Origin of the sequence: Wolbachia endosymbiont (group A) of Apotomis capreana (assembly GCF_964027025.1) — a bacterium.
Classification (GTDB): Bacteria; Pseudomonadota; Alphaproteobacteria; order Rickettsiales; family Anaplasmataceae; genus Wolbachia; species Wolbachia pipientis.
Window position 1 is genome coordinate 620193 of sequence record NZ_OZ034721.1, and the last position, 19882, is coordinate 640074.

At 35.4% G+C, this 19882-nt stretch carries 5 protein-coding genes and 1 pseudogene; 4 read left to right on the plus strand and 2 right to left on the minus strand.

The window, feature by feature from the left end:
• Position 1: 1 nt before the first annotated feature.
• Positions 2 to 1366 (minus strand): hypothetical protein, encoded by a 1365-nt coding sequence (locus AAGD50_RS03150; protein WP_341810134.1) that lies wholly within the window; start codon positions 1364 to 1366, stop codon positions 2 to 4.
• Between the two features lie 875 nt (positions 1367 to 2241).
• Here AAGD50_RS03150 and AAGD50_RS03155 point away from each other — a divergent pair.
• Positions 2242 to 16767 carry a hypothetical protein gene (locus AAGD50_RS03155; RefSeq protein ID WP_341810135.1) on the plus strand — a complete coding sequence of 4842 codons (14526 nt, stop codon included), beginning with the start codon at positions 2242 to 2244 and terminating at the stop codon, positions 16765 to 16767.
• Between the two features lie 439 nt (positions 16768 to 17206).
• Positions 17207 to 17748: pseudogene (locus AAGD50_RS03160) on the plus strand (hypothetical protein); the annotation flags it as partial.
• A gap of 70 nt (positions 17749 to 17818) precedes the next feature.
• Here the strand turns inward: AAGD50_RS03160 and AAGD50_RS03165 are convergent.
• A complete protein-coding gene (locus tag AAGD50_RS03165; RefSeq protein WP_265024677.1) occupies positions 17819 to 18799 on the minus strand; it encodes an IS481 family transposase in 981 nt (326 codons plus the stop codon).
• A 120-nt stretch (positions 18800 to 18919) separates the two neighbouring features.
• Here AAGD50_RS03165 and AAGD50_RS03170 point away from each other — a divergent pair, with 120 nt between their 5' ends.
• Complete coding sequence (locus AAGD50_RS03170) at positions 18920 to 19165, plus strand: transposase (protein WP_265041134.1); 246 nt, start codon at positions 18920 to 18922, stop codon at positions 19163 to 19165.
• Positions 19166 to 19224: 59 nt separating this feature from the next.
• A complete protein-coding gene (locus AAGD50_RS03175; RefSeq protein WP_230609067.1) occupies positions 19225 to 19881 on the plus strand; it encodes a transposase in 657 nt (218 codons plus the stop codon).
• The last annotated feature ends 1 nt before the right edge of the window (position 19882 follow it).

Below are 19882 nucleotides of genomic sequence, written 5' to 3' on the forward strand. Positions count from 1 at the left end.
CCTATTTGCTATGGCTTGAAGATTTTACGTTATACGGGGTATCAGTCAGGCTAAAACTTGATTGTGGTAAACCAGATGGTTCACCAGCCCCATCATTACCTTGAACAACTGGATCCTCTTTTTTGTGCTTAAAGGACTTATCTAGTTCAGAAAAGAGCTGTTCTATCAGCTGTTGATCTTGAGTAAATTGCTCTTCACCAATTCCATGCACTGCACTCATTCTATTTATTAAAGAATCCTGCATTTCTTTAACTTGTGTATGTTCAACACACTCCAATATTCCTGATATTTCCTTCTTTCTATTTTCATTACTTGGACTTTCCTTTCTTAATTCTGCTATTAAATTCGTTACCATTACAATAAAAGAGTAGTCCTTAAATACAGACTTTCTACACTCTTCAAAATTTTTATGTTTCCAAGCATACATAATAGTTTCTCTAGTTTGCTCAGCTAAATCTGAATTTAGAAGCATCTTTTTTGATAATGATGATAGGATAACCCCATACTGCTCGAACGAAAGACCATTAGATTCAAGTAAGTTAAATAAATTCTTAAAAGAGTCAAAGCAGTATTCATCGATCAGTTCACTTAATACTGCACAATAAGTATTTTCCTTATAATCTCTATTTAGTAATTTTTTCTTTTGTTCATCATCCATTTTAGACAGGCAAAACTCTATGGTTTCTACTTCTTTGTAACCCTTTACTGCAGATAAAGCTGCTTCAATTAACAAATTATTTTTATCTTGACTAGAAATACTGGAATCATTGTGCAATTTATTATAGAAGAACTCTATACCTTCTTCCCAGTTTTTATTAGAATTTATCTGTATGGATTTTTGCAAACCTTCAACTGATTTATATTCGTTTAGTTTTCCAATCTGCTTATCAATAAGAAAAGACCAGAAAGCTTCTATAGGGCTAGTTTCTTCGATATTTTCCAATAATTCTCTTCTCAGATCATCATCAGATCCATCCTCTTCAAAGGCACTTCTCTTAAATCTCATAAATACTTGTTCAAACAATCCAGGAATCTTATCTTCTAGACAATATTTACATGCCAAGTAATATCTATCTGCAAGATCAAGCGGATTTTCTTTTCCATTTTTATTTTTTTCTTCAGTTAGCCTTTCACCAACAGCTTTATTTTTTAATTTTATTCCATCCCAACAAGAATTATCAGAGAATATATCAGAGAAAAATTTTAATTTTCCCTCATCAAAATCTTCAATTAATTGAATATAAACCCTTAGCCATCTTTCTACTCTAAGGTGTTTTCTCGCTTTAACTTGATTATCGTCGCCTTTAATAGCACCTTTTAATATATCAAGTATTTTATTGTAATTGTGATCCAAACCAGATTCCATACCCGCAACTCCATTTTGTATTTTAATATAAACTTTAGTCTAGTAAATTATCGTTGCCAAGCCAATCTTTTTCTCCAAACCTTACCACTGCACAAGAGGAAATTTCTTGAGAGCCAAGTATGATATTTTCATTCTAATAATTAATTGTAAAACACTTTTACTTACGGAAAAATAGACCTTGCTGTAACTAAAGAAATTCCTATTTTAGTGCCACAAAAATTTGAATTATTGACTCTTCCTAAGATTGCAAAAAGGGTCGTATATTTGTGAGAACAAGCCGCGTAAAAATAAGGTTATAAAAATAGAAGATTTAAATTATTTTAATAAGCTTAGGTAAAACAGTTCGTATGTAGATATGGATCAAATGGGCTAATATGGCTAGTTTTAGCGTATAATGAAATCACTATATTAAAAAGTTCGTATGTATTGAGTGGTAGACCAACCCATCCCAAGAAAAACACTTCTCACCACCCTGCGTTTTAAGCGCTGGAAATGGTTGTGTTGTCTAGGTTTTTAATAAGATATATTACTAAATTAATATTGATTTACTTGCAGAAGAATTAAGGTAAGCTTGTGACAAAAATAGAATTTAAAAGAAAACAAAAGTCCATGTATTGAGCCTGTTATAAAAAATTATTCCAAATCTCTAAAAAATTTCCAGAGTGATAGTTGACAATTTTTAAAAATGAAATACTATCGAATAGAATTATTAATTTCTATTACGTGAGAGGAGTTAAATTTGGGTTAGAAGAAAATTTGTCTAATAGGCCTTCCATTTAGATGTGACTATAAGTGTTTAGTTAATAATGAGTGCATCAAGGGTTTATATAGTTGTTTTATTATATCAAAAATAGTAAGAGGTGTTATTAAGAGTTATGTTTAGTATTTCAAGAGAAGATGTCAATTCAAGTAAAAGAGTTAAATTTGCGGAAACCATTAGTACAAAATGCAATAGACGTCTTTTCTTAGAATTCTTCGATACAGAAAAAGGAAAAGCTATCTTTAATTCCTTTGTTAGGAATAACTGTACAAGTAGTATGTCTTGTATTCTTAATCCATTGAGAGGTAATGCTGTGGAAGTGCTTGAGGAGTTCCATGATAGGTTGTTTAATCTTCAGGGAGAACCAACACCAAAACTATGGAATATATTAAATCTGGGGATCACTCTAGCTAATCTAGCTCACATTCTGAGTCAAGCAGGAGCAAGCGCTCCAAGAGCATTCGAGGAACTTTACAACACTTTATTTGATAATCAAGGAAGGAATACACCAAAGCTAGAGCTCATGTTACATGCTGGGATAACTTCCAATAATATAAAAGATATTCTTGCTCAGACAAAAATGTGTGCTGCAGAAGTATTCAACGCATTTTATGATGTTTTGTTTTATGATAACGGAGATTACACACCATTGCTAAAAAATATACTAAATGGCAATATAACTGTGGGGAATATTGCCCATATTGTGTATAAAAAAGGGCCGTTGGCTGTGCAATCACTTCAAGGATTTATTGGTGTCCTATATGATGCTGAAGGAAACCCAACACCAGAGCTGCAGCACATGTTAAATAGCGGGTTAAATATCAATAATATAACTAAGGTGATGAGTCGAACAGGAGTAGAGGCTGTACGGACATTCCATGAATTACATGATGTTTTGTTTGATACTGAAGGAAATCCAACACCAAAACTGCAGCATATGTTAGGTGGCGAATTAAATGTCTCTAATGTAGCTCGAATACTAAATAAAGCAGGAACAGGTATTGTAAGGCTATTTCATAGATTATATGATATGTTGTTTGATGCTGAAGGAAATCTAACACCAAAGCTGCAGCATTTTATAGATAGAGGGCTAACTATAAGTAATGTATTAACTATTATAGATGGATCAGTATTAAGAATTGAAGAAATATTCGATAATCTCCATAATGTTTTGTTTACTGCACAAGGAAGTGGAAAAGCAGAGCTAGATCATTTTTTAAAATCAGGTTTCAATCTAGTTAGTTTATTCAATATTCTCAAAGCATCAAGAAAAAATTTTTTATTGACATTTAGAGAATTTCATGATGCTTTATTTGATGGTGAAGGAAATCCAAAACCAGAGCTGCAGCATTTTATAGATGAAGGGTTAGCTATTTCCTTTGTGTGCTCTATGATTGGAGTAGCAGAAAGTAAGGCTGTAGACGCATTCAAGAAATTGCATGATGTTTTATTTGATGCTGAAGGAAATCCAAAACCAGAGCTGCAGCATTTTATAGATCAAGGTTTAACTATAAGTAATATTTCCAGCATGCTAGGTGGAGCAAGGGAGATTGCATGCCCATTCAAGGAATTGCATAATACTTTCTTTGATGCCGAAGGAAATCCAAAACCAGAGCTGCGGCACATGTTAGATAACGGGTTAAATATGTCTGGTGTATCCAGCATTATATCTGGGTCAAAAGCAAAGAGTGCATTGGTATTCAAGAAATTGCATGATGCTTTGTTTGATGCTGAAGGAAACCCAACACCAGAGCAACAGCATTTTATAGATCAAGGTATGGGTTTTAATTGCTTGTCTGGCATGCTAACTGGAGCGGGAGTAAACGCTGCAGAAGCATTTAGGAATTTGCATAGTGTTTTGTTTAATGATAAGGGAGAAGAGTCACTAGAGCTACAGCATTTTATAGATAGCGGGATAACTTTTTCCAATGTGTCCTCCGTGATTGGGGGAGTGGGACTAAAGGTTCAAGAAGTATTCAAGAAGTTTCATGATGCTTTATTTGATAAGAGAGGTAAACCAAAGCCAGAGCTACAGCACATATTAGATCACAAGTTAAGGCTACCTAGCATATTTAGTATACTTTCCCAATCAAGAGCAAATGCTCCAGAAGCATTTAAGAAACTGCATGATGTTTTATTTGATGCTGAAGGAAATCCAACACCAGAGCAACAGCATTTTATAGATCAAGGTTTAACTATAAGTAATATTTCCGGCATGCTAAATTCATCAGGAAAAAAAGCTGCAGAAGTATTCAAGAGATTTCATGATGTTTTATTTGATGCTGAAGGAAACCCAACACCAGAGCTACAGTATATATTAGATAGCAGGATAAATTTATCTTCTGTGTCTTCTATTATTGGTAAAGCAGGAGGAAAGGCTCCAGAAGTATTCAAGAAGTTTCATGATGTTTTGTTTGATGCTGAAGGAAACCCAACACCAGAGCTGCAGCATATATTAGATAGCGGGATAAATTTATCTTCTGTGTCTTCTATTATTAGTAAAACAGGAGGAAAGGCTCCAGAAGTATTCAAGAAGTTTCATGATGTTTTGTTTGATGCTGAAGGAAACCCAACACCAGAGCTGCAGCATATACTGAAGCAAAACTTGAGTATGAGTAGTATATCCGTAGTGTTAAAGGGATCAGGAGTACATGGTCCAGAAAGGTTCAAGAAATTTCATGGGGCCTTGTTTGATGCTGAAGGAAACCCAACACCAGAGCTACAGCATATATTAGATAATGAGATGGATTTTTCCTCTTTCTGCAGTGGAATATCTGAGGCAAGGACTCCAGAAGCATTTAAGGCATTTCATGATGTTTTATTTGATGCTGAAGGAAATCCAACACCAGAGCTACAGCGTATATTAGATAGCGGAATAAGTTTATCTTCTCTGTCTGGTATTATTAATGGGTCGGGAATAAGGGCTCCAGAAGCATTCAAGAAATTTCATGATGTTTTATTTGATGCTGAAGGAAATCCAACACCAGAGCTACAGAATATACTAAGTAGCAAGTTGATTATTAGTAATCTCCTCAGCATATTAGCTGAATCGGGAATAAGGGCTCCAGAAGTATTCAAGGAATTACATGATGTTTTGTTTGATGATGAAGGAAACCCAACACCAAAGCTACTTAGTGTATTATCTGGTAAGGTGAGTTTCTCCTACATATCCAGTGCGCTATCTCACTCAGGAGCGGAGGCTGTGAAGAGATTTAATAAATTTCATAATGCTTTGTTTGATATTAGAGGCAACCCAACACCAGAGCTACAGCATATGTTAGATTACAAAATAGATTTATCTTCTATATCCAACATCACAAATGGATCGAAAGAAAGGGCTTCAGAGACATTCGAGGCATTTCATGATGTTTTATTTGATGCTGAAGGAAACCCAACACCAGAGCTACAGCATATATTAAATAGTAAGATAGATTTTGGCAACATATCCTGCGTTCTTGCTCAGACGGGAGGAAAGGCTCCAGAAGTATTCAAGGCATTTCATGATGTTTTATTTGATGATGAAGGAAACCCAACACCAGAACTACAGCATATATTAGGTAGCAGGATAAATTTATCTTCTCTGTCTGGTATTATTAATGGGTCAAAAGTAAACGCCCCAAAAGTATTCAAGGCATTTCATGATGTTTTGTTTGATGTTGAAGGAAACCCAACACCAGAGCTACAGCATATGTTAGGTAACAAGGTAAATTTTTCTACAGTATTCAGTATGATACCTGCTCGAACAGGAGAAGAAGCCCCAAAAGTATTCAAGGCACTTCATGATGTTTTGTTTGATGATGAAGGAAACCCAACACCAGAGCTGCAGCATATATTAAATAGCGAAATTTCTCTGGCTAGTCTGTCTTCCATAATAAGAAAATCAGGAACAAAGGTTCCAGAGACATTCAAGGCATTTCATGATGTTTTATTTGATGCTGAAGGAAACCCAACACCAGAGCTGCAGCATATATTTGATACGAAGATAACTTTTTCCTTCCTATCCGCCGTATTAATCTCTTCGGGAACAAGGGTTCTAGAGACATTCAAGGCATTTCATGATGTTTTATTTGATGCTGAAGGAAACCCAACACCAGAACTACAGCATATATTAGGTAGCAGGATAAATTTATCTTCTCTGTCTGCTATTATTGGCAAAGCAGGAACAAAGGCTCCAGATGCATTTAAGAAATTGCATGATGTTTTATTTGATGCTGAAGGAAACCCAACACCAGAACTACAGCATACATTTGATAGCGGGATAAGAATGACCAGCATACTCTGTGTTCTAAATCAATCAGGAATAAATTATGCAAGAGCATTCAAGAAATTGCATGATGTTTTATTTGATGCTGAAGGAAACCCAACACCAGAGCTACAGCATATATTAAATAGTAAGATAGATTTTAGCAGCATATCCAGAGTGCTATCGGGGTCAGGAGTAAAGATTGCAGAAACATTCAAGAAATTTCATGATATTTTATTTGATGCTGAAGGAAACCCAACACCAGAGCTACAGCATATATTGAATAGCAAGATAAGTTCTAGCGCACTGTTAAATGTTTTAGCCAAGGCGGGAGCAAATGCTCCACAGGTATTTAAGAAATTGCATGATGTTTTATTTGATGCTGAAGGCATATCAACACCAGAGCTACAGCATATACTAGATAGTGAGCTAACTCTGGATAATTTTTTCAGTATTTTAGCTGATGCAGGAACAAATGCCGCAGAGGAGTTTAAGGGATTGCATGATGATTTCTTTGATTGTTATGGTGAACTAACAACAGATTTGCAACATATGTTAATTCAGCAAATGGATCCAGATAATATATCTGCTGTCTTACATGGAGTGGAATCCGATGTTAAAAAATGTTTTCAGGCCTTACATGACACTTTGTTTGATAGTTGGGGAGTTCCGTTACCCAGTCTGCAGGCTATGTTGAATAATGAAATAACTATAAATGATATATCAGATATACTAAGCAGAGAAGGAGAACGGGTTCCAGAAGTATTTAAGGAGCTTGATAATATTTTACTTGATGCTGGAGGAAACCCAACACCAGAGCTACAGCATATATTAAATAGTAAGATAGATTTTAGCAGCATATCCAGAGCGCTATCGGGGTCAGGAGTAAGGATTGGAGAAGCATTCAAGAAATTTCATGATGTTTTGTTCGATAATAGAGGTAAACCAAAGCCAGAGCTACAGCATATATTAAATAGTAAGATAGATTTTAGCAGCATATCCAGAGCGCTATCGGGGTCAGGAGTAAGGATTGGAGAAGCATTCAAGAAATTTCATGATGTTTTGTTCGATAATAGAGGTAAACCAAAGCCAGAGCTACAGCATATATTAGATAAAAAAATAAGTTTTGCTGAAGTGTGCAGTGTTTTATCTAAAACGGGAGTGGAAGCTGCAGAATGTTTTAAGGAATTATGTGGTTTTTGGTTTAGTCCTCAGGGAGAAAAAGTGAGCGATGATTATATAGCTTCTATCTTTAATCCTGAGATGATGGGAAACAATTCATTATTTAATTTTGGTAAAAATATTGCTGACATCTATAAAGTCTTATCAAGATGGCCGGTAGAGGTATTAAACAGTAGAAATGTCCAATACCTTGCTGGTAAGCTTATAGAAAATGGAAAAAAATTCTCCAAGGATTTTGAGTTTCGGGAGATTGTTTCTATCCTTAGCGTGCTAATAAGGTTATGTAGAATTAACCAGGGATTAGCTACTTCTTCTCATGTCACTTTTAATGCTAATGTTTACAGGATTTTTGTTTCTGATCTTCTAGATCAGGCTATTAAACTCGCTCCTGAAGAACATAATATAAACCATATTATAAATATGACCTATATATTGTCTGCATTAGTTCATAACAATTTAGTAACAATAAAAAGTCAGCTATCTATATTAATTGGTTCTTTAGTTGTATGCCTTAGTAATTGTGAGTTAGATAATATTTACTCTGATAAAAATTGGTTGCATATTTCTTCTATTGTAGCTTGTTTGGGTATACTTGTCAATCTTGTTAATCGAGAAAAAGAAACTTTTGTTGATAAGGGATTTACTAACAATATAGTAAACTTACTTTCTAATATTGATAGTCTTCAAAGCAATATTTCTGATTCTAGTAAGATATTGTTGGTATTAAGTAAAATATCAAGATCGACGAGAGAGAAAGTAGAAACAAATTTCTTAGTAAGGGCTATTGGTAAGGTACTAGATAAGCTGCAGTATATTCATCAATGTTCAGATCAGGATTTAGCATTAGAAATATACTCTAACATTGGTCGGTTATCAGATCGATTAAAGAATTTATTACATTCAAACTGGTTCTTAGACAATCTTTTGAGTAACATACCCTTAAGTAAAAAAGAGAAATTCTTAAAAAGTATAGGAAAAGATGGTCCTGTGGAAGTCTCGAAAGGCCATCATCTAATCACCGATAATATACTTATTGATGAAGATCGATCAGAGAAATATACTTTAACGCAATTTAAGGAAAAACTTAAGAAAGAAGGAAAAGTCAAGTACGAGGAGGGTATAGAGAATTATGTTCGGTATGATCACGGTGCGCTTGACTTCGATTATGAATTTAATATAGAGAAAAATCATTCTAAGATTATGATTGCAAAAATTGCCTACTTAGTAGAAAGAACGGTTTACGGGGTATTTTTAGCAACTAATGAAAGTATAGAGCCTAAAACTTTCCTAGGGACCTACGTAGGAACAGGGATGGAAGATGACAAGGAAATGAACCAGCATGTTCTGGAGCGCGATTCAACAGTATCAATTGTTTCAGAAAAAGGACGTAACTGGGCAAGTTACATGAATCTTGTATCAATAGGCAACTCCAATGTTAGTTGTATTTCAAAGAGGATAGCTAGGCATGTCCATCTTACCTTGAGTACAAATAGAGAAATTTTGCCTGGTCATCAACTGCTTTGTGATCATGTGCAAGATTTTTCTTTTAAATTAGGTTACACTCCCATTTATCCGCATTATACAGATAATCACGAGTCACCTGCGCAACGTTATAATAGAGAAAAAGATTTTTATTATGGTTGTGTTATTGATCTTGACAAGGAGATTACTAGAGATTTAGGATATCATGGTTCAAAGCATTTTGTGGTAACTAAATTATTTAAACAAATATATGATAAACATAATTTTCAACAAGAATATGCGTCAGGCAGTACAGTACTATCGTTAGAAGGATTATATGTTCCAATCTATGCAGTAACTTTCAGGGATAAGAAATGGTGCTTTGATAGATATGATAGGCAACAACAGATAACTTCCTTAATGTTCTCATGTTATTTAGGGCAGGAAGATACCATAAAACTGTTATTAGAAAAAAAAGATGATGTTACCCGTCAGTCATTGCATACTGGGAATAATGCATTGTTTTTTACAGTTTTAAGTAATAAAACTAATTCAGGAACAAAAAAAAGAATCCTTAGCCTCCTGATTAATCATCTGGAAAGAGCAGAGCAAGTAAATGGCAATAAGAAGAAGGTCATATCTTTCAGATCTAGAGTACTGTGTACTACTAACTCTTCTGGTTATAATCTATTTGATTACCTTATTAATAGAGGTGAGTATTCATTATATCAAGAATTGTATCGAAAACTCAATCCCGAATATCAGAGAAAAGTTGCAAGAAAGTTTATGATTGATAGAGGAGTATTCAGTATGGTATTGACCTTAGGTGAAGAGGAATATATTAAAATAATAAACCTATTGCTGAAGAATATTTCCATAAAATTTATAAAAGAACATTTTGAGAGTTTAAAAAGAAAAGAAATTAATTATAAGAAAGTACTTGAAAGGTTGTTAGTTAATAACAGAGATGAGAAATTGAACAACTTGAGAAAGCTTACAAATCTTAACGAATATATAAAGAAGAATATTGAGATATTATTAGGACAAGGATATCAAGGAATACTATCTTATCGAAGCTCAGAAGAGCAGGATATAAGAACGGATCCAGAACATACTCCAGAAAGGCAGGATATAAGACCGGGTCCAGAACATACTCCAGAAAGGCAGGATATAAGACCGGGTCCAGAACATACTCCAGAAGAGCCGAATATAAGACCGGGTCCAGAACATACTCCAGAAGAGCCGAATATAAGACCGGGTCCAGAACATACTCCAGAAGAGCCGAATATAAGACCGGGTCCAGAACATACTCCAGAAGAGCCGAATATAAGACCGGGTCCAGAACATACTCCAGAAGAGCCGAATATAAGACCGGGTCCAGAACATACTCCAGAAGAGCCGAATATAAGACCGGGTCCAGAACATACTCCAGAAAGGCAGGATATAAGACCGGGTCCAGAACATACTCCAGAAGAGCCGAATATAAGACCGGGTCCAGAACATACTCCAGAAGAGCCGAATATAAGACCGGGTCCAGAACATACTCCAGAAGAGCCGAATATAAGACTGGATACAGAACATATTTTAGAAGGGCAAGTTGTAGATCTACTAAAGAATATGGAGAAAGTCCAGGATGAAGCTGATAAGTACTGGAAAGATAAAAAAGGTCAAAAAGAGCCTCAAGTTATTGCTTATCTAAGAACAACCCAGTTAAGTGAGATAAGTTTAAGCGATACGTTAGAAACGAGTTCTTATCGTAAAATAAATCTGCTAAACAAACAAATAGTATTACAGATTCTTTTATGGTCTGTATTGAAAAATAAGGATACGAGTGGATTGCAGGAAGTGTTGTCTCAAGCCTCATTATTAGGTTTGGATCAAGTAATCCTTTCTAGTTTTGAGTTCTATTCGATTCGGTTGGCTATCAATTATGCTGATCATGAGGACATAAGTTTGATATTAGATAAAGTGGATAGCTCTTCTCGTCAACAGATGATGGAAAGTGGTATCTTATACTCCTTAGTTTTAGATGAGAGTAGTAATAATTTTGCTCCTCTAGACTTTCTACTAGAGAAAGCAAATAACTACTACCGAGATGATCAACATTTTCTGATTAAAGCTATTAAAGCTACTATTTACTCGCATGAGAAACCTTACGAAGGAAGAAGATGGAATGGCAGATCAGCTTTTAATTTTTTAATTGAAAAGACTACTAGTAATTTTAGGGAAGGTATATTTCAATCTATCCATGATTCTTATCAAAGCGTTTTACAATGCCTATATAATCCGAATATAAGACCGGGTCCAGAACATACTCCAGAAGAGCCGAATATAAGACCGGGTCCAGAACATACTCCAGAAGAGCCGAATATAAGACCGGGTCCAGAACATACTCCAGAAGAGCCGAATATAAGACCGGGTCCAGAACATACTCCAGAAAGGCAGGATATAAGACCGGGTCCAGAACATACTCCAGAAGAGCCGAATATAAGACCGGGTCCAGAACATACTCCAGAAGAGCCGAATATAAGACCGGGTCCAGAACATACTCCAGAAGAGCCGAATATAAGACTGGATACAGAACATATTTTAGAAGGGCAAGTTGTAGATCTACTAAAGAATATGGAGAAAGTCCAGGATGAAGCTGATAAGTACTGGAAAGATAAAAAAGGTCAAAAAGAGCCTCAAGTTATTGCTTATCTAAGAACAACCCAGTTAAGTGAGATAAGTTTAAGCGATACGTTAGAAACGAGTTCTTATCGTAAAATAAATCTGCTAAACAAACAAATAGTATTACAGATTCTTTTATGGTCTGTATTGAAAAATAAGGATACGAGTGGATTGCAGGAAGTGTTGTCTCAAGCCTCATTATTAGGTTTGGATCAAGTAATCCTTTCTAGTTTTGAGTTCTATTCGATTCGGTTGGCTATCAATTATGCTGATCATGAGGACATAAGTTTGATATTAGATAAAGTGGATAGCTCTTCTCGTCAACAGATGATGGAAAGTGGTATCTTATACTCCTTAGTTTTAGATGAGAGTAGTAATAATTTTGCTCCTCTAGACTTTCTACTAGAGAAAGCAAATAACTACTACCGAGATGATCAACATTTTCTGATTAAAGCTATTAAAGCTACTATTTACTCGCATGAGAAACCTTACGAAGGAAGAAGATGGAATGGCAGATCAGCTTTTAATTTTTTAATTGAAAAGACTACTAGTAATTTTAGGGAAGGTATATTTCAATCTATCCATGATTCTTATCAAAGCGTTTTACAATGCCTATATAATCCGAATATAAGACCGGGTCCAGAACATACTCCAGAAGAGCCGAATATAAGACCGGGTCCAGAACATACTCCAGAAGAGCCGAATATAAGACCGGGTCCAGAACATACTCCAGAAGAGCCGAATATAAGACCGGGTCCAGAACATACTCCAGAAAGGCAGGATATAAGACCGGGTCCAGAACATACTCCAGAAGAGCCGAATATAAGACCGGGTCCAGAACATACTCCAGAAGAGCCGAATATAAGACCGGGTCCAGAACATACTCCAGAAGAGCCGAATATAAGACTGGATACAGAACATATTTTAGAAGGGCAAGTTGTAGATCTACTAAAGAATATGGAGAAAGTCCAGGATGAAGCTGATAAGTACTGGAAAGATAAAAAAGGTCAAAAAGAGCCTCAAGTTATTGCTTATCTAAGAACAACCCAGTTAAGTGAGATAAGTTTAAGCGATACGTTAGAAACGAGTTCTTATCGTAAAATAAATCTGCTAAACAAACAAATAGTATTACAGATTCTTTTATGGTCTGTATTGAAAAATAAGGATACGAGTGGATTGCAGGAAGTGTTGTCTCAAGCCTCATTATTAGGTTTGGATCAAGTAATCCTTTCTAGTTTTGAGTTCTATTCGATTCGGTTGGCTATCAATTATGCTGATCATGAGGACATAAGTTTGATATTAGATAAAGTGGATAGCTCTTCTCGTCAACAGATGATGGAAAGTGGTATCTTATACTCCTTAGTTTTAGATGAGAGTAGTAATAATTTTGCTCCTCTAGACTTTCTACTAGAGAAAGCAAATAACTACTACCGAGATGATCAACATTTTCTGATTAAAGCTATTAAAGCTACTATTTACTCGCATGAGAAACCTTACGAAGGAAGAAGATGGAATGGCAGATCAGCTTTTAATTTTTTAATTGAAAAGACTACTAGTAATTTTAGGGAAGGTATATTTCAATCTATCCATGATTCTTATCAAAGCGTTTTACAATGCCTATATAATCCGAATATAAGACCGGGTCCAGAACATACTCCAGAAGAGCCGAATATAAGACCGGGTCCAGAACATACTCCAGAAGAGCCGAATATAAGACCGGGTCCAGAACATACTCCAGAAAGGCAGGATATAAGACCGGGTCCAGAACATACTCCAGAAGAGCCGAATATAAGACCGGGTCCAGAACATACTCCAGAAGAGCCGAATATAAGACCGGGTCCAGAACATACTCCAGAAGAGCCGAATATAAGACCGGGTCCAGAACATACTCCAGAAGAGCCGAATATAAGACTGGATACAGAACATATTTTAGAAGGGCAAGTTGTAGATCTACTAAAGAATATGGAGAAAGTCCAGGATGAAGCTGATAAGTACTGGAAAGATAAAAAAGGTCAAAAAGAGCCTCAAGTTATTGCTTATCTAAGAACAACCCAGTTAAGTGAGATAAGTTTAAGCGATACGTTAGAAACGAGTTCTTATCGTAAAATAAATCTGCTAAACAAACAAATAGTATTACAGATTCTTTTATGGTCTGTATTGAAAAATAAGGATACGAGTGGATTGCAGGAAGTGTTGTCTCAAGCCTCATTATTAGGTTTGGATCAAGTAATCCTTTCTAGTTTTGAGTTCTATTCGATTCGGTTGGCTATCAATTATGCTGATCATGAGGACATAAGTTTGATATTAGATAAAGTGGATAGCTCTTCTCGTCAACAGATGATGGAAAGTGGTATCTTATACTCCTTAGTTTTAGATGAGAGTAGTAATAATTTTGCTCCTCTAGACTTTCTACTAGAGAAAGCAAATAACTACTACCGAGATGATCAACATTTTCTGATTAAAGCTATTAAAGCTACTATTTACTCGCATGAGAAACCTTACGAAGGAAGAAGATGGAATGGCAGATCAGCTTTTAATTTTTTAATTGAAAAGACTACTAGTAATTTTAGGGAAGGTATATTTCAATCTATCCATGATTCTTATCAAAGCGTTTTACAATGCCTATATAATCCGAATATAAGACCGGGTCCAGAACATACTCCAGAAGAGCCGAATATAAGACCGGGTCCAGAACATACTCCAGAAAGGCAGGATATAAGACCGGGTCCAGAACATACTCCAGAAGAGCCGAATATAAGACCGGGTCCAGAACATACTCCAGAAAGGCAGGATATAAGACCGGGTCCAGAACATACTCCAGAAGAGCCGAATATAAGACCGGGTCCAGAACATACTCCAGAAGAGCCGAATATAAGACCGGGTCCAGAACATACTCCAGAAGAGCCGAATATAAGACTGGATACAGAACATATTTTAGAAGGGCAAGTTGTAGATCTACTAAAGAATATGGAGAAAGTCCAGGATGAAGCTGATAAGTACTGGAAAGATAAAAAAGGTCAAAAAGAGCCTCAAGTTATTGCTTATCTAAGAACAACCCAGTTAAGTGAGATAAGTTTAAGCGATACGTTAGAAACGAGTTCTTATCGTAAAATAAATCTGCTAAACAAACAAATAGTATTACAGATTCTTTTATGGTCTGTATTGAAAAATAAGGATACGAGTGGATTGCAGGAAGTGTTGTCTCAAGCCTCATTATTAGGTTTGGATCAAGTAATCCTTTCTAGTTTTGAGTTCTATTCGATTCGGTTGGCTATCAATTATGCTGATCATGAGGACATAAGTTTGATATTAGATAAAGTGGATAGCTCTTCTCGTCAACAGATGATGGAAAGTGGTATCTTATACTCCTTAGTTTTAGATGAGAGTAGTAATAATTTTGCTCCTCTAGACTTTCTACTAGAGAAAGCAAATAACTACTACCGAGATGATCAACATTTTCTGATTAAAGCTATTAAAGCTACTATTTACTCGCATGAGAAACCTTACGAAGGAAGAAGATGGAATGGCAGATCAGCTTTTAATTTTTTAATTGAAAAGACTACTAGTAATTTTAGGGAAGGTATATTTCAATCTATCCATGATTCTTATCAAAGCGTTTTACAATGCCTATATAATCCGAATATAAGACCGGGTCCAGAACATACTCCAGAAGAGCCGAATATAAGACCGGGTCCAGAACATACTCCAGAAGAGCCGAATATAAGACCGGGTCCAGAACATACTCCAGAAAGGCAGGATATAAGACCGGGTCCAGAACATACTCCAGAAGAGCCGAATATAAGACCGGGTCCAGAACATACTCCAGAAGAGCCGAATATAAGACCGGGTCCAGAACATACTCCAGAAGAGCCGAATATAAGACTGGATACAGAACATATTTTAGAAGGGCAAGTTGTAGATCTACTAAAGAATATGGAGAAAGTCCAGGATGAAGCTGATAAGTACTGGAAAGATAAAAAAGGTCAAAAAGAGCCTCAAGTTATTGCTTATCTAAGAACAACCCAGTTAAGTGAGATAAGTTTAAGCGATACGTTAGAAACGAGTTCTTATCGTAAAATAAATCTGCTAAACAAACAAATAGTATTACAGATTCTTTTATGGTCTGTATTGAAAAATAAGGATACGAGTGGATTGCAGGAAGTGTTGTCTCAAGCCTCATTATTAGGTTTGGATCAAGTAATCCTTTCTAGTTTTGAGTTCTATTCGATTCGGTTGGCTATCAATTATGCTGATCATGAGGACATAAGTTTGATATTAGATAAAGTGGATAGCTCTTCTCGTCAACAGATGATGGAAAGTGGTATCTTATACTCCTTAGTTTTAGATGAGAGTAGTAATAATTTTGCTCCTCTAGACTTTCTACTAGAGAAAGCAAATAACTACTACCGAGATGATCAACATTTTCTGATTAAAGCTATTAAAGCTACTATTTACTCGCATGAGAAACCTTACGAAGGAAGAAGATGGAATGGCAGATCAGCTTTTAATTTTTTAATTGAAAAGACTACTAGTAATTTTAGGGAAGGTATATTTCAATCTATCCATGATTCTTATCAAAGCGTTTTACAATGCCTATATAATCCGAATATAAGACCGGGTCCAGAACATACTCCAGAAGAGCCGAATATAAGACCGGGTCCAGAACATACTCCAGAAGAGCCGAATATAAGACCGGGTCCAGAACATACTCCAGAAGAGCCGAATATAAGACCGGGTCCAGAACATACTCCAGAAAGGCAGGATATAAGACCGGGTCCAGAACATACTCCAGAAGAGCCGAATATAAGACCGGGTCCAGAACATACTCCAGAAGAGCCGAATATAAGACCGGGTCCAGAACATACTCCAGAAGAGCCGAATATAAGACCGGGTCCAGAACATACTCCAGAAGGGCCGGATGTAGATAGAGGATTACTGGCTAAACATTTTCCTGATGAACAAAAAGATGAACAAAAATTTAAAAAGTTATTATATGTAATGAGACCTTCTGATCCATCAAGCCTTTTACATCAGCCATTAGCTCAGAGGAGAATAGGAAGAGAGAGTAATATTTTGGAAAAGTGATTTTTATGAACTGCTAAACCTCTAAATAAGTTTTAAGAGGTACCAACTTTGTTCACTTTTTTATACGTTATTTCTCAATGCTTAACTGTTTTTAATCCACAAGTCAAGTTATACCTGCTTAGCAGAGTGGTAAAACAGGTAGACAAGATAAACTAAAAATAATCATAGGATAACCGTTAGGTAAGTAATCACAGTTGTGGGTAATCCTCCATGTAATAAAACTTAGAACCTGTTCATAATCTTTTCAGAAGCAAAGAAGCGAAAGCTAGAACGACCATTTATCGTCTAACGTTGAGTTTTTGTTCACAATTTTCTATAGCCTTCTACATTTTTCTAACCAAGCAAAAGATCTTCTAGTACCAGTTATAAATTAGCATAGCCCTTCTAATTAATAATAGAAACATGATAAACAGGGATTTAGGGTAACGAGAAGATAAAAGTGTCAGCAGCACACAGCTATGACTTAAGGAAAAAAGCCATTCAAGCGTTGAGTGAAGGAGAGAGTAAAACAGCAGTAGCAAAAAGGTTCAAAATTGGTAGAGTATAGCCCTTTTTACAATAGTCCGAACAGACTATAATACGCTACTGGTCTATATTTGGAGTATTATAAGAAGGGCTATAACATTGTACAAATGGGAGAAAAGGAGGAAAGAAACAGGAGATTTTCAATCGAAGAAATTGGAGAATAGGTGCTATAATCATAAAATTCACGACCGGGATGCGTTTGCAGAATTTGTGAAAAAGTACGGTGGTAAAACACAATCAGAGGTAGCCAAATTCTGGGGCAATATAAGTCGTCAAACGATTCATAGAGCTCTGAAAAATTGGATTGACACGCAAAAAAAGAAGACTTATGGATACGAAAAAAGGAGCGAAGAAAAACGAGCTGAATTTTTGAAAATTATATCGGCAGAATCTCCTAAAGATCTGTTGTATATTGATGAATCTGGTATAGACAAAATAGAGAACTATTCGTACGGATTAAAAGTGTGTGATTCATAGAGGTTATTGCAACTAATTTGTCAGATCAAGTCTGAACTTGAAATACCTGTTAAGAGGTTTTGTATTTTTGAAGTGACTTTAACTCTTGGTCATGTTTGTAATTTTGCATGACAAACGTTTCTTTTGATGAAATATAATTTTTTTGTATTTCACTTAGACAAGGAATTGTTTTTTCCAGTTCTTTATATTTTTCCCAAGGAGTCTTTCCCTGAAGAGAGCTATGAGGACGTTGTTTATTATAATATTCTTCCCAATCCCTAAGCTTGACTTGCAGTTCATGATCCTTAATGTTAACGCTACTATAAAATTCATCTAAATCTGTACGCTGCGCTCTTTCTACTTTACCATTTAAATGTGGTGAAAACGGCTTAATTGGACGGAATTTTATTTTCCATTCTTTTAGACACTCTTGCACTTCGTAAGCAAAAAATTCTTGTCCTCTATCGGTTTGAATCCTTTGACAATGAAATGGAGCCCTTTCCCTTAATTGTTTTAAGAAATCCAGAGTATTTTTTGAAGTATGCCTTGAGTATAATGCGATAACTTTATAACGCATACAATCATCTATAGCAGTATATTGATAAAGCCCCGAGGATATTTTGCAAACATCCATTTGTACACGCTCTCCTGGCACTTTGCAGTTATAACGCTTAATCTGCTTGCGATAGTGGCGTTTAATACGTAAAAGACTTACATCGTGTTTCTTCAAAACTTTGTGTATAGTAGCCAATGCAAAAGAGATATCATGTAAACGCTTCAATTCAGCTTGAATACGTCTTGCTCCTAATTTTCTAGCTTTTCTCAGATGAAGAATGAGCTGCTCATTTGACTCGTTGATTTTTTGTAAGGGTAAAGTTTTAGGCCTGCTACTAAGGTTTGACAATCCCTGTGCACCTAGCTTTTCATAACGTTTGTACCATTTTCGTAAGGTAAAGCGTGAAATGTTATAGTGTTGGCATACTTTTCCTGCATGGCCTAGTTTTTTATATAGTTTTATCCAATTTAAACGTAACTTGATTTTAGAATCCACTTGCTTTTTATTGGTAAATTTTCTGTCACGATTGTAATAAGGTATTTAAACTATCACAAGTCAAAGTTTTTATTTTATCTTACATTTTTGCTGTAATAACCTCTATGAATCACACAACTTATGCCACAAAAAATGAGAGTAAGTAACCAAAGAGAATATAACGAGTTTCTCAAAAAAAGAGGAAATGTTTTTCATTTTGTTAATCAAGCCATAGAAAATTGGTATGAAAATAGTCCAAAAGTTGCAGGTGGCAATAACACTGATAGTGATAAAGTTGTAATTTTAATACACATAATAGTTCATCTTTTTAGAATTGGCTTGAGACAAGCTGTAGGTTCTGTAAAAGGTTATATGGTACAAAAATAGGCAAAAAACTTAAGATTATCAGCTATACACAAGCTTCCAGAAGATTTAAAAAGCTTAATTTGAAGATTGATGACCATAGAAGCAATAAAGATGATCTGGAAAATGTTGAAATTGCCGTAGATAGCACTAGAGTTAGTATCTACAATAATAACGGTGGGCATAGTAAGCTTAATATTCGAAAAAGAAAATACAGTGGTTATGGTCAAGTAAGAAAATTACATGTTGTTTTAAACATAAATGATAAGAAAGCAATAAGCATGAACTACACTAGTGGTGTTGCTGTAGACTATTTGCCGGTCTGCGATATGTTAGAAGAAGTCAGTGATAAATATAACATTTGTTCTATTCGAGCAGATGCGGCTTATGATATAAAAAGTGTGTATAAAGAATGCAGAAAATACAATATTGTGCCTATTATTCGCCCTAGGAAGGATACTAAAATTTGTTTAGCTGACTACTTATCAGAAAGAAACAAGTATATTAGTAGAATTAGGTCATATGAGAATTATGAAGATGGTATTAATGAATGGAAGAAAAAAGTTAAGTATGGAGCACGGTCTTATATTGAAGTCTTTTTCTATAGGTTGAAGCAAATATTTGGGTTTGGCTTGAAAAATAAATCAGAGGTAAATCGTGAAAAAGAGCTGTTAATTAAGTGCTACTTATTGAACAAATTTACTGATATAGGTATGGCTAAATTTAAATTAGCTGCGTAAA